The organism is Pseudomonas sp. BP6, assembly GCF_017875935.1.
In the GTDB taxonomy this organism is placed as follows: Bacteria; Pseudomonadota; Gammaproteobacteria; order Pseudomonadales; family Pseudomonadaceae; genus Aquipseudomonas; species Aquipseudomonas putida_Y.
Genome location: NZ_JAGINI010000001.1, coordinates 4861199 through 4883069 on the forward strand (window position 1 = coordinate 4861199; position 21871 = coordinate 4883069).

Genomic DNA, 21871 nt, shown 5'->3' on the forward strand with positions numbered 1-21871 from the left:
GGTCTCCGACGGCCCTAGCCGTCAAGCGGGTCATGCTTTATTATCCAGCATCTTTTTCAGACCATCGAGAGGCGTGCGGCCCCACACGCGGGCAGATGGCACGCAGGAAGCCCGGACTAATAAGATGGCATTGAAATCCCCCGCGTTTCGTAGAAAGTTTCCGTTGCTGGTAACCGGCGGTCTGCTGGCCCTGCAACCTCTGGCCACCTCATACGTAGTGGCAGCCGAACAATTCGACTGCCAAGTGTCCGCCGCCGGTGGTTGGGACTGCAAGCCCAAAACCCCAGTCAACAACTTGCCACCGCGCCCGGTGCACGAAGGTGCAGCCGTCAGCTCCGGTACCGAAGCTGCGGGCGAAGCCGAAACTGCGGACCGGCCCATGCTGGTCACCGAGGCCAAGGGCCGTGGCCTGAAGTCGCGCAGCGAAGACTACAGCCACCTGGACTGGGTTCCGCGTGAAAAGCTCACCGCCGCACAGCTGGCTGAAACCGGCCCCTACTGCGGTGGCGCGTATATCGAGCCAACCCGCCCGGGCATGGCCGACACCACGCCGAAGGACGAGTCGCCGACCTACATCAATGCCAAGGTATCCAAGTACCAGCAGGAGCAGCAGATCGCCACCCTCGCCGGTGACGTGGTGATGCGCCAGGGCAGCATGCAGGCCGAAGCCGACGAGGCCAACCTCTACCAGGCCGAAAACCGTGGCGAGCTCAAGGGCAACGTCAAGATCCGTGACAACGGTTCGCTGGTGGTCGGTGACGAGGCTCAGATCCAGCTCGATACTGGCGAAGCCCAGGTCGACAACGCCGAATACGTGATGCACAAGTCGCACATCCGCGGCAATGCCCTGTACGCCAAGCGCAGCGAAAACGCCATCATCCGCCTCAAGGACGGTACGTACACCACCTGCGAACCGGGCAGCAACGCCTGGCAGCTGAAGGGCAACAACATCACCCTGAACCCGGCAACCGGTTTCGGTACCGCGACCAACGTCACGCTGCGGGTCAAGGATTTCCCGGTGTTCTACACACCGTACATCTACTTCCCGATTGACGACCGTCGCCAGTCCGGATTCCTGCCGCCATCGTTCAGCACCAGCAGCGACACCGGCTTCATGCTGGTCACGCCGTACTACTTCAACCTGGCGCCCAACTACGACGCCACGTTGTATCCGCGCTACATGGCCAAGCGCGGCCTGCTGATGGAAGGCGAGTTCCGTTACCTGACGCCTTCCAGCGAAGGCCAGTTCGGCGGCGCCTACCTGAACGACAAGAACGACGACCGCAAAGATCAGACGGATTACAAAGATCAGCGCTGGATGGTCAACTGGCAGCACAAGGGTGGCCTGGACGAACGCCTGATGACTGAGGTGGACTACACCGACATCAGCGATCCGTTCTACTTCCAGGACCTGGAGTCCGACCAGATTGGCGTGGAAAGCCGCGATTTCCTGAATCAGCAGGGTGCATTGACCTACCGGGGCGATAGCTACACCGCGCGGTTGAATGTACATGCCTACGAGATGGCTACGATCTCGCAGATCACGCCGTATGACCGCCTGCCGCAGCTGACCCTGAACGGTACGCTGCCGTTCCAGCCAGGCGGTTTGAACCTTGGGTACGAGACTGAGGCTGTTCGTTTTGATCGTGACCTGAAGGACGATTTCGTTCTGGACGAAGATGGCAATCCAGACGCCAGCGCCGGCATAGCCGGTCGCCGCCTTGACGAAAATATCTTCGGCGTAGCCCGTGCCAACGGCACCCGCCTGAACGTCGCCCCGTCCATCAGCCTGCCGATGCAGGCCAGCTACGGCTACATCACGCCGAAGCTGAAGTACATGTATACGCACTACGACCTTGACCTGGATAGCAAGGGCAAGAGCGACATTGCTGCCGCGAACGCAGACACACTGGACGTGTTCGGCGACTACAAAAGCAACCTGAACCGCGATATCCCGATTTTCAGCGTCGACAGCGGCCTGTATTTCGATCGCAACACCTCGTTGTTCGGCACCAACTACCGCCAGACCCTCGAACCGCGCATGTTCTACCTCTATGTCCCGCACAAGGACCAGATGGACATCCCGCTGTTCGATACCGGCGAAACCCTGTTCAGCTACGATTCGCTGTTCCGCGACAACCGCTTCAGCGGCACTGACCGTATCGGCGACGAAAACAAACTGTCGCTGGGCGTGACCACCCGCTGGATTGAGGAGAACGGCTTCGAGCGCCAGAACTTCAGCATCGGCCAGGCCTACTACTTCAAGGACCGCAAGGTCCAGCTGCCAGGCATCGACTACCGCACCCGCAAGGACGCGCAATCCGATGTATCGCCGTACGCGCTGGTGTACAACTACTACTTCAACCGCGACTGGCGCTTCAATTCGGACTTCAACTGGGACCCGGACAGCCGCAGCACCCGCTCGGGCAGTGCGATGTTCCACTATCAGCCTGAAGACAACCCGAACAAAATCGTCAACCTCGGTTATCGCTATCGTAACGACACCATTGCCTACGACTCGACCACGGGTACCTGGAAAGTGGGCGGCGGTGACTATGGCACCCCGGGCGATCCGAACTACATCAAGGATTACTACAAGATCCAGCAGCACGACTTCTCGGTCATCTGGCCGATCGTGCCGCAGTGGAACGTTATCGCTCGCTGGCAGCATGACTACAACCGTAACCGTACCCTGGAAGCCATGGGTGGTTTCGAATACGACAACTGCTGCTGGAAGCTGCGCCTGATCAACCGTTACTGGATCGACTACGACGATTTCAGCCAGGCCCTTCCACAGAACGAAAAAGGCGACCACGGTGTCTTCCTTCAGATCGTCCTGAAAGGCCTCGGCGGCGTAGTTGGCAACAAGGTCGAGTCTTTCCTCGACCAAGGCATTCAAGGTTACCGTGAACGTGAAGACCAAGCTTATTGATCGTCTGCGCCCAGTGTTGCTGGGCGCCGCTTTACTGAGTGGCGCGGTGCATGCCGCGGTGCAACCTCTTGATCGCGTGGTGGCTATCGTCGACAACGACGTGGTCATGCAAAGCCAGCTGGAACAGCGTGTCCATGAGGTGCAGCAAACCATCGCCAAGCGCGGCGGCGGCGTACCGCCGACCAGCGCCCTGGAACCGCAGGTACTGGAACGCCTGATCGTCGAGAACCTGCAACTGCAGATCGGCGAGCGCTCCGGCATCCGCATCACCGACGAAGAGCTGAACCAGGCCATTGGCACCATTGCCCAGCGCAATGGCATGTCGCTGGACCAGTTCCGCGCGGCGCTGGCCCAGGACGGCCTGTCGTTCGACGACGCTCGCGAGCAGGTCAAGCGCGAGATGATCATCAGCCGCGTGCGCCAGCGCCGCGTTGCCGAACGCATTCAGGTGTCCGAGCAGGAAGTGAAGAACTTCCTGGCCTCGGACCTGGGCAAGATGCAGATGTCGGAAGAGTACCGCCTGGCCAACATCCTCATTCCGACCCCGGAAGCCGCCAACTCGGCCGACATCCAGAAGGCTGCGCGCAAGGTTGGTGACGTGTACCAGCAACTGCGCCAGGGCGCCGACTTCGGCCAGATGGCGATTGCCAACTCGGCCAGCGAAAACGCCCTGGAAGGCGGCGAGATGGGCTGGCGTAAAGCCGGTCAGCTGCCACCCGACTTCGCCAAGATGCTCAGCAGCATGCCGGTGGGCGAAATTACCCAGCCTATTCGCATCCCCAACGGCTTCATCATCCTCAAGCTCGAGGAAAAGCGCGGTGGCAGCGAGAACGTGCTGCGTGACGAAGTGCATGTACGCCACATCCTGATCAAGCCAAGCGAGATCCGCAGCGAGGCGGCCACCAAGCAGCTGGCCGAGCGCCTGTACGAGCGGATCAAGAGCGGCGAAGACTTCGGCGAACTGGCCAAGAGCTTCTCTGAAGACCCGGGTTCGGCACTCAATGGCGGCGACCTCAACTGGGTCGATCCGAACAGCCTGGTACCGGAGTTCCGTGAACAGATGGCCAATGCCCAGCAAGGCGTAGTGACCAAACCGTTCAAGACCCAGTACGGCTGGCACGTTCTGGAAGTGCTGGGCCGCCGCGCCACCGACAGCACCGAGCAGGCCCGCGAACAGCAGGCCCTGAGCGTACTGCGCAATCGCAAGTACGACGAAGAGCTGCAAACCTGGCTGCGCCAGATCCGCGACGAAGCCTACGTTGAAATCAAGCTGCCTGGCGCCGACCAGGCTGCCCAGTGAAGCCCCTGCGCTTCGCCGTCACCCCCGGCGAGCCGGCCGGCATAGGCCCCGACCTGTGCCTGCTGCTCGCCGCAGACGCCCAGCCCCACCCCCTGATCGCCATCACCAGCCGTGACCTGCTCGCCGAGCGGGCCACGCAGCTGGGGCTGGCCGTCAGCCTGCTGCCGGTAGCCCCGGGCCAATGGCCTGACCGCCCTGCCCCCGCGGGGAGCCTGTACGTCTGGGATACCCCTCTGGCGGCCCCGGTGGTGCCAGGCCAGCTCGACAAGGCCAACGCAGCGTTCGTGCTGGAAACCCTGACCCGCGCCGGGCAAGGCTGCCTGGACGGGCACTTCGCCGGGATGATCACTGCCCCGGTACACAAGGGTGTGATCAACGAAAGCGGTATCGCCTTTTCCGGGCATACCGAATTCCTTGCCGAACTGACCCGCACCGCACAAGTGGTAATGATGCTGGCTACCCGCGGCCTGCGCGTGGCCCTGGTGACTACGCACCTGCCACTGCGTGATATTGCCGACGCTATCACTGCCGAGCGCGTCGAACGTGTAACCCGTATCCTGCATGCCGATATGCGCGACAAGTTCGGCATTGCCAACCCGCGTATCCTGGTGTGTGGCCTCAACCCGCACGCGGGCGAGGGCGGCCACCTGGGCCGCGAAGAAATCGACATCATCGAGCCGACCCTGGCCCGCCTGCGCACCGAAGGCATGGACCTGCGCGGGCCGCTGCCGGCCGATACCCTGTTTACCCCCAAATATCTGGAGCACTGCGATGCGGTGCTGGCGATGTACCACGACCAGGGCCTCCCCGTACTCAAGTACAAAGGCTTCGGCGCTGCAGTGAACGTGACCTTGGGCCTGCCAATCATCCGCACGTCGGTTGACCACGGCACCGCCCTGGACCTGGCCGGCACTGGCAAAGTCGACACCGGCAGCCTGCGCGTCGCTCTGGAAACCGCCTACCAGATGGCCGAGAACCGACCATGAACGAGCAATACCAACACCGGGCGCGCAAGCGCTTCGGCCAGAACTTCCTGCACGACGCCGGTATCATCGACCGCATCCTGCGTGCCATCAACGCCAAGGCCGGCGAACACCTGCTGGAAATCGGCCCGGGCCAGGGCGCCCTGACCGAAGGCCTGCTGGGCAGCGGTGCACAGTTGGACGTGGTGGAGCTGGACAAAGACCTGGTGCCGATCCTGCAGCACAAGTTCGCCGATCGCAGCAACTTCCGCCTGCACCAGGGTGACGCCCTGAAGTTCGACTTCAACCAGCTGGGCGTACCGCCGCGCAGCCTCAAGGTGGTTGGCAACCTGCCCTACAACATCTCCACCCCGCTGATCTTCCACCTGCTAAGCCACGCCGGGCTGATCCGCGACATGCATTTCATGCTGCAGAAGGAAGTGGTCGAGCGCATGGCCGCCGGCCCTGGCGGCGGTGACTGGGGGCGCTTGTCGATCATGGTGCAGTACCACTGCCGCGTGGAGCACCTGTTCAATGTCGGCCCTGGTGCCTTCAACCCGCCCCCGAAAGTGGATTCGGCGATCGTCCGCCTGGTGCCGCACGAAGTGCTGCCGTTCCCGGCCAAGGACCACCTGCTGCTGGAGCGTGTCGTTCGCGAAGCGTTCAACCAGCGCCGCAAGACCCTGCGCAACACCATGAAGGGCCTGCTGGACAGCGCCGCCATCGAGGCTGCCGGCGTTGATAGCAGCCTGCGCCCTGAACAGCTCGACCTGGCAGCCTTCGTGCGCCTGGCTGACCAACTGGCGGATCAGCAACAAGCCTGATTTAGCCCGTACCGGCCTCTTCGCGGGCCACAAGGGATCGCACAACCCTCAAATCCTGTGCGAACCCTTGTAGGAGCGGGTTTACCCGCGAAGAGGCCGGCACAGCCCCCCCAAAGCCCGATCACCGCTGGCCCTCCCCCCTTCCAATGGCCTAGACTGCATTATTGCGTCAGTTCGCCCAAGGCCCTTGCATGTCCGACCCCCGCTATCAAATCGACGTCAGCGTCGTGACCCGCTACCTGAAAGAACAATCCGACCCCGAAAACAGTCGTTTCGCGTTCGCCTACACCATTACCGTGCAGAACAACGGTTCGCTCACGGCCAAGTTGCTGTCGCGCCACTGGCTGATCACCAACGGTGACGGCGAGGTAGAGGAAGTACGCGGCGCCGGCGTGGTCGGCCAGCAACCCAACATAGACCCTGGCCAAAGCCATACTTACAGCAGTGGTGCCGTCATCAGCACCCGCGTTGGCACCATGCAGGGCAGCTACCAGATGTTCGCCGAAGACGGTAAGCGCTTCGACGCCGAAATTGCCCCCTTCCGCCTGGCAGTGCCCGGGGCGCTGCACTGATGGCAACCTACGCCGTCGGTGACCTGCAGGGCTGCCTGCAGCCACTCAAATGCCTGCTCGATCGCGTCAGTTTCAACCCCGCCGTCGACCGCCTGTGGCTGGTCGGCGACCTGGTCAACCGCGGCCCCGAGTCACTGGAAACCCTGCGCTTCCTGTACTCGATCCGTCATTCACTGGTCTGCGTGCTGGGCAACCATGACCTGCACCTGCTGGCCGCCTGGCATAACGTCGAGCGCCTCAAGAAAAGCGACACACTGCGCGAGATCATCGAAGCGCCGGACGCCGACCAGTTGTTCGACTGGCTGCGCCAGCAAAAGCTGCTGCATTACGACGAGCCCCGCGGCATCGCCCTGGTTCACGCCGGCATACCGCCACAATGGACCCTTGGCAAAGCCCTGGAACTCGCCGCCGAGGTCGAGGAAGTGCTGCGTGACGACACCCGCCTGCAGCTGTATCTCGACGGCATGTACGGCAACGAGCCGAACAAGTGGCGCAAGAACCTCGCCGGCGTCGAACGCCTGCGGGTCATCACCAACTACTTCACCCGCATGCGCTTCTGCACTGCCGATGGCAAACTCGACCTCAAGAGCAAGGAAGGCCTGGGTAGCGCGCCCAAAGGCTACAAAGCCTGGTACGCGCACAAGGACCGTCGCTCACGCCACGTGAAGATCATCTTTGGCCATTGGGCCGCTCTGCAGGGTGAGGTCACCGAGCCCGACGTCATCGCCCTGGACACTGGCTGCGTGTGGGGCGGCGCCATGACCCTGTACAACGTCGACAGCGGCGAATATCACCGCTGCGACTGTGCCGACGGCGGCACCCTGCGCCAGCCGGCACAACCCACTACACTCAACGACCACACCTGAAGGAAGCAGTACCCATGAGCGAATTCAAGCGCATCCCTCCTGAGCAGGCCTTGGAGCTTCGCAAGAAAGACGGAGCGGTCGTGGTCGACATTCGCGACCCGCAGGCCTTCGCCGCCGGCCACATCACCGGCGCCCGGCATCTGGATAACCACTCGGTCGCCGATTTCATCCGCAACGCCGACCTCGATGCGCCGACCCTGGTGGTCTGCTATCACGGCAATTCCAGCCAAAGCGCTGCCGCCTATCTGGTCGGCCAGGGCTTCTCCGACGTGTACAGCGTGGACGGCGGCTTCGAACTGTGGCGCGCGACCTATCCGGCCGAGACCGCCCAGGGCAACGCTGAATAATTTTTTATTTTCCCCTGCAGCCCGTGCCCCGCGCGGGCTTGCGGCTTATCTGACGAACGGTCGTTCGTAACTTCTGCGTTTCTCGCCCCTTGACCTTGCAGATAACCAACTACGCTTAAGCTCAGGCCATCCAAAAAGGGGAGAGCCGGTACACCGGCGTGCGGGTCATCGGTAGCGTTACAGGGTGTTCTGGGGGGTATACAGCAATCGGCCAACCCGGTTGCATGCCAGCATCAGCTGACTGATCCGGCGTCGTCTCCACGTATCGAGCGAGGTGACGTCATGAGTATTTTTAGCCACTTCCAACAACGTTTCGAGTCAACGCGCCAGGAAGAACTCTCGCTGCAGGAGTACCTCGAGCTGTGCAAAGAGGATCGCAGTGCCTACGCATCGGCGGCCGAACGGCTGTTGCTGGCCATCGGTGAGCCAGAGCTGATCGACACCTCAACCAACTCCAGGCTGTCGCGAATCTTCTCCAACAAGGTTATCCGCCGCTATCCGGCCTTTGCCGACTTCCATGGCATGGAAGAGTGCATCGACCAGATCGTGTCGTACTTCCGCCACGCCGCCCAAGGCCTGGAAGAGAAGAAACAGATCCTCTATCTGCTGGGCCCGGTAGGCGGCGGCAAGTCCTCGCTGGCGGAAAAACTCAAGCAGCTGATGGAAAAGGTGCCGTTCTACGCCATCAAGGGCTCGCCGGTATTCGAGTCACCTCTGGGCTTGTTCAATGCCACCGAAGATGGGGCCATTCTCGAGGAAGAGTTCGGCATCCCACGGCGCTACCTCAACACCATCATGTCGCCTTGGGCCACCAAGCGCCTGCAGGAATTTGGCGGTGACATCTCCAAGTTCAAGGTGGTGAAGCTGTACCCGTCGATTCTTAACCAGATCGCCATTGCCAAGACCGAACCCGGCGATGAAAACAACCAGGACATCTCTGCCCTGGTCGGCAAGGTCGATATCCGCAAACTTGAGGAATACCCACAGAACGACGCTGATGCTTATAGCTACTCGGGCGCGCTGTGCCGGGCCAACCAGGGCCTGATGGAATTCGTCGAAATGTTCAAGGCGCCGATCAAGGTCCTGCACCCCTTGCTCACCGCCACCCAGGAAGGCAACTACAACAGTACCGAAGGCCTTGGGGCGATTCCCTATACCGGTATTCTGCTGGCGCACTCGAACGAATCGGAGTGGCACACCTTCCGTAACAACAAGAACAACGAAGCGTTCATCGACAGGATCTATATCGTCAAGGTGCCGTACTGCCTGCGGGTCAGCGATGAAATCAAGATCTACGACAAGTTACTGATCAACAGCTCGCTGTCCAAGGCCCACTGCGCGCCAGATACGCTCAAGATGCTGGCTCAGTTCACCGTGCTTTCACGCCTGAAAGAGCCAGAGAATTCCAATATCTATTCCAAGATGCGCGTTTACGACGGGGAAAACCTCAAGGACACCGATCCAAAGGCCAAGTCGATCCAGGAATACCGGGACGCCGCAGGTGTCGACGAAGGCATGAACGGCCTGTCGACTCGCTTCGCCTTCAAGATCCTGTCCAAGGTGTTCAACTTCGACCCACACGAAATTGCCGCCAACCCGGTGCACCTGCTGTATGTGCTCGAACAGCAGATCGAACAGGAACAGTTCCCGGCTGAGGTGCGCGAACGCTATCTGCGCTACCTGAAGGAATACCTGGCGCCGCGCTACATCGAGTTTATCGGCAAGGAAATCCAGACCGCCTACCTGGAGTCCTACAGCGAATACGGCCAGAACATCTTCGACCGCTACGTGCTGTATGCAGACTTCTGGATCCAGGATCAGGAATACCGCGACCCGGAAACCGGCGAAATTCTCAACCGCATTGCGCTCAACGAAGAACTGGAGAAGATCGAGAAACCGGCTGGCATCAGCAACCCGAAAGACTTCCGCAACGAGATCGTCAACTTCGTACTGCGCGCACGCGCCAACAACAATGGCAAGAATCCAAGCTGGCTGAGTTATGAAAAGCTGCGGGTCGTGATCGAGAAGAAAATGTTCTCCAACACCGAAGACCTGCTGCCTGTCATCAGCTTCAACGCCAAGGCCAGCAAAGAGGACCAGAAGAAACACAACGACTTCGTCACCCGGATGGTGGAGCGTGGCTATACCGACAAACAGGTGCGCCTGCTGTCGGAATGGTACCTGCGGGTCAGGAAATCGCAATAAAGCGGCAAGCTACTAGCCGCAAGCTGCAAGCTGCCTAGCGCGGGCATTACGGCCCGCGTCACAGCTTGCGGCGGCGGTGGCTGCTCTTTCTTGCAGCTTGAAGCTTGTGGCTTGCAGCTTGTGGGTTGCAGCTGCATCCAGTCACCGGAGGGACCATGAGCTACGTTATAGACCGACGCCTGAACGGCAAGAACAAGAGCACGGTCAACCGCCAACGCTTTCTGCGGCGGTACCGCGAACATATCAAGAAGGCCGTCGAAGAGGCGGTGAGCCGCCGTTCCATCATGGATATGGAACACGGCGAGCAGATCAGTATTCCCGGGCGCGACATCGACGAACCGGTCTTGCATCATGGTCGTGGGGGCAAACAGACCATCGTGCACCCTGGCAACAAAGAATTCACTGCCGGTGAACACATCCCACGGCCGCAAGGCGGTGGAGGTGGTGGCGGTCGCGGCAAGGCCGGCAATTCCGGCGAAGGCATGGACGAGTTCGTCTTCCAGATCACCCAGGAAGAATTTCTCGAATTCATGTTCGAAGACCTTGAGCTACCCAACCTGGTCAAACGTCACCTGACTGGCGCCGACACCTTCAAGACTGTTCGCGCCGGCATCGCCAACGAAGGCAACCCGTCACGCATCAACATCGTGCGCACCCTGCGCTCGGCCCATGCCCGCCGTATCGCCCTGACCGGCAGCAGCCGCGCGCTGCTGCGCGAAGCACAAAAGGAACTCAACCGCCTGCGGGTCGAAGAGCCGGACAATTTCACCGATATCCAGGAAATCGAACAGGAAATCGAGCGCCTGAAAGCGCGTATCAACCGCCTGCCCTTCCTCGACACCTTCGACCTCAAGTACAACCTGCTGGTCAAGCAACCCAACCCAAGCTCGAAGGCAGTGATGTTCTGCCTGATGGACGTATCCGGCTCGATGACCCAGGCCACCAAGGACATCGCAAAGCGCTTCTTCATCCTGCTGTACCTGTTCCTCAAGCGTAACTACGAGCGCATCGAAGTCGTGTTCATTCGCCATCACACCAGCGCCCGGGAAGTCGACGAAGAAGAATTCTTCTATTCGCGGGAAACCGGCGGCACCATCGTCTCCAGTGCCCTCAAGCTGATGCAGGAAATCATGGCCGAGCGCTACCCGGCCAGCGACTGGAACATTTATGCCGCGCAGGCTTCTGATGGTGACAACTGGAACGACGACTCGCCCATCTGCCGCGACATCCTCTCCAAACAGATCATGCCGCATGTGCAGTACTACACTTACGTTGAGATCACCCCCCGTGAACACCAGGCGCTGTGGTATGAGTACGAGCGTATTGGCGATGCTTTCCCCGACACGTTCGCCCAACAGCAGCTGGTATCGGCCGGCGACATCTACCCGGTCTTCCGTGAACTCTTCCAGCGCAGGTTAGCCACATGACCGCCAGAGCACAGAGACGCCAACCCATTTCCACCGGGTCCGAGTGGACGTTCGAGCTGATCCAGACCTACGACCGGGAAATCAGCCGTCTGGCCGAGCGTTACGCCCTGGACACCTACCCCAACCAGATCGAGGTAATCACTGCCGAGCAGATGATGGACGCCTACGCCTCGGTCGGCATGCCGCTGGGCTACCACCACTGGTCCTACGGCAAGCAGTTCCTCAGCACGGAAAAGTCCTATAGCCGCGGCCAAATGGGTCTGGCCTACGAGATCGTGATCAACTCCGACCCTTGTATCGCCTACCTGATGGAAGAAAACACCATGTGCATGCAGGCACTGGTGATTGCCCACGCCTGCTACGGCCATAACAGTTTTTTCAAAGGCAATTATCTGTTCCGCACCTGGACTGACGCGAGCTCGATCATCGACTATCTGGTGTTCGCCAAGCAGTACATCGCCCAGTGCGAAGAGCGCCACGGTATCGATGCAGTGGAGGACTTGATCGACTCCTGCCATGCCCTGATGAACTACGGTGTCGACCGCTACAAGCGGCCCTATCCTATTTCTGCCGAAGAAGAGCGGCGCCGGCAACAGGAGCGCGAAGAGCATCTTCAGCGTCAGATCAACGATCTTTGGCGGACAATTCCGAAAAACGCCGAAAAGGGTAACGACCGCGATGAGGGGCGCTTCCCCGCCGAACCGCAGGAAAACATCCTGTATTTCATCGAGAAGAACGCCCCGCTGCTTGAACCCTGGCAACGTGAGGTCGTGCGCATCGTGCGCAAGATCGCCCAGTACTTCTACCCGCAGCGCCAGACCCAGGTCATGAATGAAGGTTGGGCAACCTTCTGGCACTACACCCTGATGAACGACCTGTACGATGAGGGGCTGATTACCGAAGGCTTCATGATGGAGTTCTTGCAGTCGCACACCAGCGTGGTGTTCCAGCCCGGCTTCGACAGCCCGTACTACAGCGGCATCAACCCCTACGCGCTGGGCTTTGCGATGTACACCGACATCCGCCGCATGTGCGAAAACCCCACCGAGGAAGATCGCCACTGGTTCCCCGACATTGCCGGCAGCGACTGGCTTTCTACCATCAAGTTCGCCATGAGCAGCTTCAAGGACGAGAGCTTCATCCTGCAGTACCTGTCGCCCAAAGTGATGCGCGACCTCAAGCTGTTCAGCATCCTCGATGACGACCAACGCGACGACCTGCTGGTGCCCGCCATCCATGATGAAGCCGGTTACCGGGTGATTCGGGAGCAGTTGGCAGCGCAGTACAACCTCGGCAACCGTGAACCGAACGTGCAGATCTGGAGCGTCGACCGCCGCGGAGACCGCTCGCTGACCCTGCGACACCAGCAACACAACCGCAAACCGCTGGGCGACTCGACCGACGAAGTGCTCAAGCACCTGCATCGTCTGTGGGGTTTCGATATCCACCTGGAGACCGTGCAGGGCGAGCAAGTGATGAATACTCACCACATGCCGCCGCGCGGCGAGCATAGCGAAAGCGCCGACTACGGCCGCATGGACCTGGCCGTTATCCACCACCTCTGATGCAACCCCATGACCGCCGACGGGTTATCCTGTCGGCAGTTATGGAGAGCTGCACATGCACATTTACAAAGTTGGCGGCGCCGTGCGCGACCGCCTGCTCGGCCGCCCTGTCAGCGATATCGACTGGCTGGTGGTGGGCGCCACCGTCGAAGAAATGCTCGCCAAGGGCTATCGGCCGGTAGGTGCCGATTTCCCGGTGTTCCTGCACCCGAAAACCGGCGAGGAATACGCCCTGGCGCGCACCGAGCGCAAGAGCGGGCGAGGCTACGGCGGGTTCACTTTTCACGCCAGCCCCGACGTAACCCTGGAAGAAGACCTGATCCGTCGCGACCTCACCATCAATGCGATGGCCGAGGATGAGGCGGGCACGGTCTACGACCCCTACCAAGGCAAGAAAGATCTGGATCAACGCCTGCTACGCCATGTTTCCCCGGCATTCTCCGAGGATCCATTGCGCGTGCTGCGTGTTGCACGCTTTGCTGCCCGCTACGCACCCTTGGGGTTCCGGGTTGCCGATGACACCTTGGCGCTGATGCGCCAGATCAGCGCCTCGGGAGAACTACAGGCACTCACTGCCGAGCGCAGCTGGAAGGAAATCGAGCGCGCGCTGATGGAAGCGCAACCGCAGGTGTTCTTCAAGATAATGAGCGCGTGCGGGGCCCTGCAGGAGCTGCTGCCTGAGCTTGATGACGGCTCCCGGACACTGTCGGCGCTGGAGCAGGCAGCGGCGCACGAACAACCGCTGCACGTGCGCTGGGCCTGCCTGTTGCGCGGGTTGGCACCGACATCGATCAAAACCGTCAATCAGCGCCTGAAGGCACCGCGTGAGTGCCAGGAACTGGCCATGCTGACAGGGGAATGCCTGGCGCAGGGCAATCAGGCGCTCGAACTGCCTGCCACGATACTGCTGGATCTGTTGCAGAAGTTCGATGTTTACCGACGGCCGCAGCGGTTCGAGGATTTTGTGGTCGTTTGCGAGATGGCGGCGTTGGGCGATGGCGAGCAGGATTACCCACAGGCCGATTACCTGCGAGGCGCAGCAGCGGCGGCGCGAGCGGTGGATGTGAAGCCGTTGGTGCAAGCCGGGTTCACGGGCAAGGCCCTGGGCGAAGCACTCAAAGGTGAGCGGCTGAAAGCGCTCGAGGCTTACCAGCGCGGCTAGACATACCCGCCTCTTCGCGGCTGAAGCCGCTGTAGGAGCGGGGTCACCCGCGAAAGGGCCGGGCCTGCTGGCCAATTTCCACCCGCTGTTCAGCGTCGCAGCCGCCACCGTATTCGCGGGTAAACCCGCTCCTACAGGGGGCACACATCAAGGGCTGGGCACAGGCCGTTGTAGGAGCGGGTTCACCCGCGAAAGGGCCGGGCCTGCTGGCCAATTTCCACCCGCTGTTCACCGTCGCAGCCGCCACCGTATTCGCGGGTAAACCCGCTCCTACAGGGGGCACACATCAAGGGCTGGGCACAGGCCGTTGTAGGAGCGGGTTCACCCGCGAAAGGGCCGGGCCCTGCTGGCCAATGTCCACCCGCTGTTCACCGTCGCAGCCACCACCGTATTCGCGGGTAAACCCGCTCCTACAAGGGGCACACATCAAGGGCTGGGCACAGGCCGTTGTAGGAGCGGGTTTACCCGCGAAGAGGCCGATACAGGCTTAAGCGGGCGTCAACTGCAACCCGCGCCACTCAAAGGCGACCGGGGCGAGTACCTGATCGATCTGCGCTTCCTGCCACAGTTGCGCCATCCGTTTGCCCACCCCCGGATGCACCAGGTCGGGCGCCAGCAACGACAGCGGCCACAGCACAAAGGCGTTCTTCAGGATCTCGGCCCGGGGCAGCACCAGCCCATCGAAGGTACCGTGCAAATCGCCATACATCAGCACGTCGATATCCAGCGGCAACCCCTTGCGGTCCGGTGCATAGCGGCCATTGTCGGCCTCGATGAACTTCAGCCGGCGGTCCAGCTCGATCAACGGCAACGCGGTTTGCCCGGTCACCACGAAGTTGATGAACGGCCCGCTCTTGATGCCCACCGCCTGGCTTTCGAAGGCCGGCGAACAGCGCATGTCAGTCAGGATGCCAGCCAACGCATCGAGCCCGGCGCACAAATGCGCCTCACGGTCGATGTTGCTGCCCAGTCCCAGGTAAACCGTGCTCAGAGACATCCGCGCTCGATCTCCACGCCTACACCACCAAGGGCCGCCGGCACCGCGCCCGGCTTGGTCAGCTTCAACCGCACCCAGGGGATGTGGAACTCGTCCATCAGGGTTGCCACCAGGCGCTCGGCAAATGTCTCAACCAGCTCGAAACGGGCCTGTTCGGCAAACGCCTGGATGCGCGCCGACACACTGGCATAGTCCAGCGCCAGGTTCAGGTCGTCTCCGGCGGCAGCCGGGCGGTTGTCCCAGGCAAAGCTCAGGTCCAGGCGCAAGCACTGGCGAATATCCCGCTCCCAGTCATAGGCACCGATGACGGTATCGACTTCCAGGCCTTCGATGAACACTCTGTCCAAGCACTTCTCTCCACAGCACGACAAGGGCGACTGGCGCCGTTAGAATCAGGGCGTCCTCGCCCGGAATAGTTAGCATGTTTTGGTTACTGGCGTTGCTCGCCTACCTGCTCGGCTCGCTGTCCTTCGCCATTGTTCTCAGCCGCCTCTCGGGCAGCCCGGACCCGCGTTCCAGCGGTTCAGGCAATGCCGGCGCCACCAACATGCTACGCCTGGCAGGCCGTAAACTGGCGATCCTGACCCTGCTAGGCGACCTGTGCAAGGGCCTTTTGCCGGTATTGCTCGCCCGCGCTGCCGGGCTGGACCTGCACGCGCAGGCCTGGGTGGGCATATGCGCGGTGCTGGGCCATCTGTTCCCCCTGTACTTCCGTTTCAAGGGCGGCAAGGGCGTGGCGACAGCAGCCGGCATGCTCATGGGCCTGTATTTCCCGGCAGCGCTGCTGGCCATCGGCGCCTGGCTGCTGACCTTCTACCTCACGCGCACCAGCTCACTGGCGGCACTGATTGCCACGCCACTCACCTTGCCGTTGCTGGCCTGGCGCGAGCCGGAGGCCCTGCTACCGATCAGCGTACTGACAGTGATGATCGTGTGGCGCCACCGCAACAACCTGCGCGACTTGTTTGCAGGGCGCGAACGCCACTTCTGAACCTTCGACGCCCTACCTTACAGCGGCGGCAACTGCTCCATCGGCCAGCGTGCCTGCACGCTGATCCCCAGGTCTTGCTGCTGCCCGGCCAACAGGCGCTGGCAACCGGCATAGGCGATCATCGCACCATTGTCGGTACAGAATTGCGGGCGCGCGTAGTACACGTTGCCCTTGATGCTACCGAGCATGTCCTCCAGGGACGCGCGCAGGGCCTTGTTGGCACTCACGCCACCCGCGATGACCAGGCGCTTTAGGCCGGTCTGCTTGAGCGCCCGCTTGCACTTGATGGTCAAAGTCTCCACCACCGCCTGCTGGAATGCCAGAGACAGGTCGCAACGGGTTTGCTCACTGTCGTCGCCAGCATTCTTGCATTGCTGCCAGGTGTTCAGGGCGAAGGTCTTGAGGCCACTGAAGCTGAATTCCAGGCCTGGCCGATCGGTCATTGGCCGTGGGAACACGAAGCGCCCGGCCACACCTTGTTCGGCCAGACGCGCGATTTCCGGACCACCGGGATAATTGAGGCCGATCAGCTTGGCGGTCTTGTCGAACGCTTCACCGGCAGCATCGTCCAGGCTCTCGCCCAACAGTTCGTATTGACCGATGCCATCGACCCGGACCAGCTGGGTATGGCCACCGGAAACCAACAAAGCGACGAACGGAAACTCCGGCGGGTTTTCTTCCAGCATGGGCGCCAGCAGGTGGCCTTCCATGTGGTGCACACCGATCGCCGGGATGTCCCAGGCAAAGGCCAGCGCCTGGGCGCAGGAAGCGCCCACCAGCAAGGCGCCGACCAGGCCGGGGCCCGCGGTGTAGGCGATGGCGTCGATTTCGGTGGCAACGCAACCTGCCTCGTCCAGCACCTGGCGGATGAGCGGCAGCATGCGCTTGACGTGATCACGCGAGGCAAGCTCAGGCACCACGCCACCGAAGGCGCGGTGCAGGTCGATCTGGCTGAACAGTGCGTCGGCCAACAAACCGCGTTCACTGTCGTATAATGCGACGCCAGTTTCGTCGCAGGATGTTTCCAATCCCAGTACTAGCATGGGCTCGTCCCTTGTGGGGGCTGAATTCGAAGCCGCGCATGATAGTCCCCGTGTCGGGTGCCGACCAGCGGTTTTCGATCAGAGGCTTTGCATTCCGGCTTGCTAAGGGTTAACATCCGCAACCCTTGAAAACCGACGTTCTCCAGCACACCTTTGTTTTGCCAGGAGCACGTCTACCCCGGTAATGAATTAAGGTAGCCCTGGATGCCAGCCGTCAAAGTTAAAGAGAACGAACCCTTCGACGTAGCTCTGCGTCGTTTCAAGCGCTCCTGCGAAAAAGCCGGTGTACTGGCTGAAGTTCGTAGCCGCGAGTTTTACGAGAAGCCGACCGCAGAGCGTAAGCGCAAAGCAGCTGCTGCTGTTAAGCGTCACGCCAAGAAAGTTCAGCGCGAACAGCGCCGCGCCGTTCGTCTGTACTAATACAGGCGTTCAACGCAAAGCTTCTGCCCTGCCCGGCTAACCCCCGGGCGATGGCAGTGGTCGCTTCAAACTTGAGCAGCTAGCTCAAGGCCCTGCACAAGCTTCATGCGGACTGCACATGGGCAACCTGCCTGAAACGTCAGAGCTGGTCCTCCTTGCTGTATGACCAGACGTGCACGTCCGACTGACGAGCCCTTAGGGGCTGGCGACGAGCACATTCCCTCGCACTTCCCCAAGCAGCACTCGCCCCATTCGGCGCGTGAGCGATTAGACTTGCCAGTTGCCAGATGACGAGACTGCCATGGCCGGGCTGATTCCCCAGAGTTTCATTGACGACCTGATCAACCGCCTCGACATCGTCGACGTGGTGAGTTCGCGCGTCCAGCTGAAAAAAACCGGCAAGAACTACTCCGCCTGCTGCCCGTTCCACAAAGAAAAAACCCCGTCCTTCACGGTCAGCCCCGACAAGCAGTTCTACTACTGCTTCGGTTGTGGCGCCGGTGGCAACGCCTTGGGCTTTGTCATGGACCACGACAACCTGGACTTCCCCCAGGCCGTCGAGGAACTGGCCCGCGCCGCGGGCATGGAAGTGCCCCGCGAGCAAGGCCGCCGCGACCAGAAGCCGCGCCAGCCGACGGACTCGCCGCTGTATCCGCTACTGGACGCCGCCTCGGAGTTCTACCGCCAGGCCCTGCGCAGCCACCCGTCCCGCAAGGCAGCGGTGGACTACCTCAAGGGCCGCGGCCTGTCCGGGGAAATTGCCCGCGACTTCGGCCTGGGCTTTGCCCCGCCCGGCTGGGACAACCTGCTCAAGCACCTGGGTGCCGACACCTTGCAGCAGAAGGTGATGATCGATGCCGGCCTGCTGATCGAAAACGCCGAGAGCGGCAAGCGCTACGACCGCTTCCGCGACCGGGTGATGTTCCCGATACGTGACAGCCGCGGGCGCATCATCGCCTTCGGTGGCCGGGTGCTCGGCGACGACAAGCCCAAGTACCTGAACTCCCCGGAAACCCCGGTGTTCCACAAGGGGCAGGAGCTGTACGGGCTGTACGAGGCACGCAAGCACAACCGCAACCTCGACGAGATCATCGTCGTCGAGGGCTACATGGACGTCATTGCCCTGGCCCAGCAAGGCCTGCGCAATGCCGTGGCCACCCTTGGCACCGCCACCAGCGAAGAGCACCTGAAGCGCCTGTTCCGCGTGGTGCCCAGCGTGCTGTTCTGTTTTGACGGCGACCAGGCCGGGCGCAAGGCCGCCTGGCGCGCACTGGAATCGACATTGTCGAACCTGCAGGACGGCCGTCGCGCGCGCTTCCTGTTCCTGCCCGAAGGCGAAGACCCGGACAGCCTGGTGCGCGCCGAAGGTACCGACGCCTTCATGGCCCGCATCAACCAGCACGCCCAACCGCTGGCCGACTACTTCTTCGAGCAACTTGGCGTCGAAGCCGACCCGCGCTCACTGGAAGGCAAGGCGCATATGGCGACCTTGGCCGCACCGCTGATCGAAAAAATCCCCGGCGCCAACCTGCGCCAGCTAATGCGCAACCGCCTGAGGGAAATCACCGGCCTCGACCCGCAGCAGGTCGAGCAGTTGGCGCAACACGCCCCGACGGGCAGCAGCGTGCCGGACTACGACCCTGGCTACGACTACGATGCCATGGCCAGCTACACCCCCGACTACGGCGACATGCCGCAGCACGACTTTGCCCCCGTTCATCAGGAGCAGGCGTGGAAACCCAACAAGGGTGGCAGCAAGAAGCCGTGGAGCGACAAGCCCTGGGACAAGAACCGCAAGGGCGGCAAGCCCTGGCAGCAACGCGACGAAGCACCTCCCCGCGTGCCAGCACCGGTCGAGCCGCCCACCCTGGCCGCCCTGCGAACCCTGCTGCACCATCCGCTGCTGGCCGGCAAGGTGGAGGATGCCAGCCACTTCGCCGACGAAGAACACCTGTACAGCCAGCTGCTGGTTGCACTGATCGAAGCCGCGCAGAAAAATCCTGGGCTAAGCTCAATGCAGTTGATCGCACGCTGGCATGGCACCGAACAGGGCCGCCTGCTGCGGGCCCTGGCGGAAAAGGAATGGCTTATCGTGGCCGACAACCTTGAACAACAGTTTTTCGACACCATAACTAGCTTGTCCGCCCGCCAACGCGAGCGCAGCTTGGAACAATTGCTCAGGAAATCACGTCAAAGCGAATTGACCAGCGAGGAAAAAACCCAGCTCCTCGCCCTGCTGAGCCGAAATGTTCCCGCACAAACGCCGACCTCATCTGGCGCGTGAGGCCCATGCTCGGGTATAATCCTCGGCTTGTTTTTTGCCCGCCAAGACCTTCAGTGGATAGGGTGTTATGTCCGGAAAAGCGCAACAGCAGTCTCGTATCAAAGAGTTGATCACCCGCGGTCGTGAGCAGGGCTACCTGACTTACGCGGAGGTCAACGACCACCTGCCTGAGGATATTTCAGATCCGGAACAGGTGGAAGACATCATCCGCATGATCAACGACATGGGGATCAACGTATTCGAGAGTGCTCCGGATGCGGATGCCCTTCTGTTGGCGGAAGCCGACACCGATGAAGCCGCGGCCGAAGAAGCCGCTGCTGCGTTGGCGGCAGTTGAAACCGATATCGGCCGCACGACCGACCCGGTGCGCATGTATATGCGCGAAATGGGTACTGTCGAGCTGCTGACCCGCGAAGGCGAGATCGAAATCGCCAAGCGTATCGAGGAAGGCATTCGTGAAGTCATGGGCGCCATCGCCCACTTCCCGGGCACTGTCGACTACATTCTCGGCGAATATGACCGCGTCACCACCGAGGGTGGCCGCCTGTCGGACGTTCTCAGCGGTTACATCGACCCTGACGACAACATTGCCGCGCCAACCGAAGAAGTGCCGATCCCGGGCGCCAAGGCCGCTGCGGCGAAGGAAGAGTCCGACGACGACGAAGAAGAATCCGAAAGCGGTGACGACGAGGAAGAGGCCGAGAGCGGCCCGGACCCGGTAGTCGCGGCCCAGCGCTTCGGTGCGGTATCCGATCAGCTTCAGGTAACCTCCAAGGTCCTGAAGAAAAATGGTCGTAGCCACAAGGAAAGCATCGAGGCCCTGCAGGCCCTGGCCGACCTGTTCATGCCGATCAAGCTGGTACCGAAGCAGTTCGAGGTACTGGTCGAGCGTGTACGTGACGCCCTGAGCCGTCTGCGACAGCAAGAACGCGCCATCATGCAGCTGTGCGTACGTGACGCCCGCATGCCGCGAGCCGACTTCCTGCGCATGTTCCCGAGCAACGAAACCGACCAGACCTGGAGCGGTGACCTGGCCAAGCGTAACACCAAGTGGGCAGCCGCCCTGGGTGAAAAGAACGCTGCCATCGTCGCTTGCCAGCAGAAGCTGATCGACCTTGAGACCGAAACCGGCCTGACCGTTGCCGAGATCAAGGAAATCAACCGTCGCATGTCGATCGGTGAAGCCAAGGCCCGCCGCGCCAAGAAAGAAATGGTCGAGGCGAACCTGCGTCTGGTGATTTCCATCGCCAAGAAGTACACCAACCGTGGCCTGCAGTTCCTCGACCTGATCCAGGAAGGCAACATCGGCTTGATGAAAGCGGTGGACAAGTTCGAATACCGTCGCGGCTACAAGTTCTCGACCTATGCCACCTGGTGGATCCGTCAGGCGATCACCCGTTCGATCGCCGACCAGGCACGCACCATCCGGATTCCGGTGCACATGATCGAGACGATCAACAAGCTCAACCGTATTTCCCGCCAGATGCTGCAGGAAATGGGTCGTGAACCGACGCCGGAAGAGCTGGGCGAGCGCATGGAAATGCCTGAGGACAAGATCCGCAAGGTACTGAAGATCGCCAAAGAGCCGATCTCCATGGAAACCCCGATCGGTGACGACGAAGATTCGCACCTGGGCGACTTCATCGAGGACTCCACCATGCAGTCCCCGATCGATGTAGCCACGGTCGAAAGCCTCAAGGAAGCCACCCGTGACGTGCTCTCGGGCCTGACTGCACGCGAAGCCAAGGTGCTGCGCATGCGTTTCGGTATCGACATGAACACCGACCACACCCTCGAAGAGGTGGGCAAGCAGTTTGACGTAACGCGTGAGCGGATCCGTCAGATCGAAGCGAAGGCGTTGCGCAAACTGCGCCACCCGACTCGCAGCGAGCACCTGCGCTCCTTCCTCGACGAGTGATGACAAAACCCCGGCCCAGGCCGGGGTTTTTCTTTAGTGGCCCGCCACATAAAGCC

18 protein-coding genes are annotated in these 21871 nt (G+C 61.3%); 15 read left to right on the plus strand and 3 right to left on the minus strand.

What is annotated here, in order from left to right:
• Nucleotides 1–124 precede the first annotated feature (124 nt).
• The 11 genes from J3A98_RS22120 (at nucleotide 125) to J3A98_RS22170 (ending at nucleotide 14162) form a co-directional block, all read left to right on the plus strand.
• Nucleotides 125–2932 carry an LPS-assembly protein LptD gene (locus J3A98_RS22120; protein ID WP_209968376.1) on the plus strand — a complete coding sequence of 936 codons (2808 nt, stop codon included), beginning with the start codon at nucleotides 125–127 and terminating at the stop codon, nucleotides 2930–2932.
• Entirely contained in the window at nucleotides 2907–4232 is a 1326-nt protein-coding gene (surA, locus tag J3A98_RS22125; RefSeq protein WP_209968379.1) for a peptidylprolyl isomerase SurA, read from the plus strand. Before J3A98_RS22120 ends, surA begins: the two co-directional genes overlap by 26 nt.
• Nucleotides 4229–5218 (plus strand): 4-hydroxythreonine-4-phosphate dehydrogenase PdxA, encoded by a 990-nt coding sequence (pdxA, locus tag J3A98_RS22130; RefSeq protein ID WP_176683502.1) that lies wholly within the window; start codon nucleotides 4229–4231, stop codon nucleotides 5216–5218. The genes surA and pdxA overlap by 4 nt, the downstream gene beginning before the upstream one ends.
• Nucleotides 5215–6018, plus strand: coding sequence for a 16S rRNA (adenine(1518)-N(6)/adenine(1519)-N(6))-dimethyltransferase RsmA (rsmA, locus tag J3A98_RS22135; RefSeq protein WP_209968383.1), 804 nt, complete (start codon nucleotides 5215–5217; stop codon nucleotides 6016–6018). The genes pdxA and rsmA overlap by 4 nt, the downstream gene beginning before the upstream one ends.
• Before the next feature lie 191 nt (nucleotides 6019–6209).
• The gene (apaG, locus tag J3A98_RS22140) at nucleotides 6210–6590 is read left to right on the plus strand and encodes a Co2+/Mg2+ efflux protein ApaG (protein WP_021782712.1); all 381 of its coding nucleotides are present in this window, start codon (nucleotides 6210–6212) and stop codon (nucleotides 6588–6590) included.
• Nucleotides 6590–7456 (plus strand): symmetrical bis(5'-nucleosyl)-tetraphosphatase, encoded by an 867-nt coding sequence (locus tag J3A98_RS22145; protein ID WP_209968386.1) that lies wholly within the window; start codon nucleotides 6590–6592, stop codon nucleotides 7454–7456. The genes apaG and J3A98_RS22145 overlap by 1 nt, the downstream gene beginning before the upstream one ends.
• Before the next feature lie 14 nt (nucleotides 7457–7470).
• A complete protein-coding gene (gene glpE / locus J3A98_RS22150) occupies nucleotides 7471–7803 on the plus strand; it encodes a thiosulfate sulfurtransferase GlpE (protein ID WP_103443390.1) in 333 nt (110 codons plus the stop codon).
• 282 nt (nucleotides 7804–8085) lie between these two features.
• A complete protein-coding gene (locus J3A98_RS22155) occupies nucleotides 8086–10008 on the plus strand; it encodes a PrkA family serine protein kinase (protein ID WP_021782710.1) in 1923 nt (640 codons plus the stop codon).
• Nucleotides 10009–10163: 155 nt separating this feature from the next.
• Entirely contained in the window at nucleotides 10164–11435 is a 1272-nt protein-coding gene (locus J3A98_RS22160; protein ID WP_176683504.1) for a YeaH/YhbH family protein, read from the plus strand.
• Nucleotides 11432–13000 carry a SpoVR family protein gene (locus tag J3A98_RS22165; RefSeq protein WP_209968390.1) on the plus strand — a complete coding sequence of 523 codons (1569 nt, stop codon included), beginning with the start codon at nucleotides 11432–11434 and terminating at the stop codon, nucleotides 12998–13000. The genes J3A98_RS22160 and J3A98_RS22165 overlap by 4 nt, the downstream gene beginning before the upstream one ends.
• Before the next feature lie 55 nt (nucleotides 13001–13055).
• Nucleotides 13056–14162, plus strand: a complete 1107-nt coding sequence (locus J3A98_RS22170; protein WP_209968395.1) for a multifunctional CCA addition/repair protein — start codon at nucleotides 13056–13058, stop codon at nucleotides 14160–14162.
• Between the two features lie 487 nt (nucleotides 14163–14649).
• Here J3A98_RS22170 and folK read toward each other — a convergent pair whose 3' ends face one another.
• The gene (gene folK, locus J3A98_RS22175; protein WP_209968398.1) at nucleotides 14650–15159 is read right to left on the minus strand and encodes a 2-amino-4-hydroxy-6-hydroxymethyldihydropteridine diphosphokinase; all 510 of its coding nucleotides are present in this window, start codon (nucleotides 15157–15159) and stop codon (nucleotides 14650–14652) included.
• Nucleotides 15150–15506, minus strand: a complete 357-nt coding sequence (gene folB, locus J3A98_RS22180; protein ID WP_176683508.1) for a dihydroneopterin aldolase — start codon at nucleotides 15504–15506, stop codon at nucleotides 15150–15152. The genes folK and folB overlap by 10 nt, the downstream gene beginning before the upstream one ends.
• A gap of 74 nt (nucleotides 15507–15580) precedes the next feature.
• On the opposite strand from folB, the gene plsY reads away from it, so the two are divergent.
• A complete protein-coding gene (gene plsY / locus J3A98_RS22185) occupies nucleotides 15581–16150 on the plus strand; it encodes a glycerol-3-phosphate 1-O-acyltransferase PlsY (protein ID WP_014589441.1) in 570 nt (189 codons plus the stop codon).
• A gap of 17 nt (nucleotides 16151–16167) precedes the next feature.
• Here the strand turns inward: plsY and tsaD are convergent, their stop codons facing one another.
• A complete protein-coding gene (tsaD, locus tag J3A98_RS22190; protein WP_209968401.1) occupies nucleotides 16168–17193 on the minus strand; it encodes a tRNA (adenosine(37)-N6)-threonylcarbamoyltransferase complex transferase subunit TsaD in 1026 nt (341 codons plus the stop codon).
• Nucleotides 17194–17397: 204 nt separating this feature from the next.
• Between tsaD and rpsU the strand changes: the two genes are divergently transcribed.
• The 3 genes from rpsU to rpoD all read left to right on the plus strand — a co-directional run bounded on the left by rpsU (nucleotide 17398) and on the right by rpoD (nucleotide 21815).
• On the plus strand, nucleotides 17398–17613 hold the full coding sequence (gene rpsU, locus J3A98_RS22195) for a 30S ribosomal protein S21 (protein ID WP_003255575.1): 216 nt from the start codon (nucleotides 17398–17400) through the stop codon (nucleotides 17611–17613).
• Nucleotides 17614–17914: 301 nt separating this feature from the next.
• Complete coding sequence (dnaG, locus tag J3A98_RS22200) at nucleotides 17915–19897, plus strand: DNA primase (RefSeq protein WP_209968404.1); 1983 nt, start codon at nucleotides 17915–17917, stop codon at nucleotides 19895–19897.
• Nucleotides 19898–19964: 67 nt separating this feature from the next.
• On the plus strand, nucleotides 19965–21815 hold the full coding sequence (rpoD, locus tag J3A98_RS22205; protein WP_021782703.1) for an RNA polymerase sigma factor RpoD: 1851 nt from the start codon (nucleotides 19965–19967) through the stop codon (nucleotides 21813–21815).
• Nucleotides 21816–21871: the final 56 nt, after the last annotated feature.

Coding starts and splice junctions, on each gene's coding strand:
- J3A98_RS22120 (WP_209968376.1), top strand. CDS start 125: ATGGCATTGAAATCCCCCGCGTTTCGTAGAAAGTTTCCGTTGCTGGTA.
- rsmA (WP_209968383.1), top strand. CDS start 5,215: ATGAACGAGCAATACCAACACCGGGCGCGCAAGCGCTTCGGCCAGAAC.
- apaG (WP_021782712.1), top strand. CDS start 6,210: ATGTCCGACCCCCGCTATCAAATCGACGTCAGCGTCGTGACCCGCTAC.
- J3A98_RS22145 (WP_209968386.1), top strand. CDS start 6,590: ATGGCAACCTACGCCGTCGGTGACCTGCAGGGCTGCCTGCAGCCACTC.
- glpE (WP_103443390.1), top strand. CDS start 7,471: ATGAGCGAATTCAAGCGCATCCCTCCTGAGCAGGCCTTGGAGCTTCGC.
- J3A98_RS22155 (WP_021782710.1), top strand. CDS start 8,086: ATGAGTATTTTTAGCCACTTCCAACAACGTTTCGAGTCAACGCGCCAG.
- J3A98_RS22160 (WP_176683504.1), top strand. CDS start 10,164: ATGAGCTACGTTATAGACCGACGCCTGAACGGCAAGAACAAGAGCACG.
- J3A98_RS22165 (WP_209968390.1), top strand. CDS start 11,432: ATGACCGCCAGAGCACAGAGACGCCAACCCATTTCCACCGGGTCCGAG.
- J3A98_RS22170 (WP_209968395.1), top strand. CDS start 13,056: ATGCACATTTACAAAGTTGGCGGCGCCGTGCGCGACCGCCTGCTCGGC.
- folK (WP_209968398.1), bottom strand. CDS start 15,159: ATGTCTCTGAGCACGGTTTACCTGGGACTGGGCAGCAACATCGACCGT.
- plsY (WP_014589441.1), top strand. CDS start 15,581: ATGTTTTGGTTACTGGCGTTGCTCGCCTACCTGCTCGGCTCGCTGTCC.
- tsaD (WP_209968401.1), bottom strand. CDS start 17,193: ATGCTAGTACTGGGATTGGAAACATCCTGCGACGAAACTGGCGTCGCA.
- rpsU (WP_003255575.1), top strand. CDS start 17,398: ATGCCAGCCGTCAAAGTTAAAGAGAACGAACCCTTCGACGTAGCTCTG.
- dnaG (WP_209968404.1), top strand. CDS start 17,915: ATGGCCGGGCTGATTCCCCAGAGTTTCATTGACGACCTGATCAACCGC.
- rpoD (WP_021782703.1), top strand. CDS start 19,965: ATGTCCGGAAAAGCGCAACAGCAGTCTCGTATCAAAGAGTTGATCACC.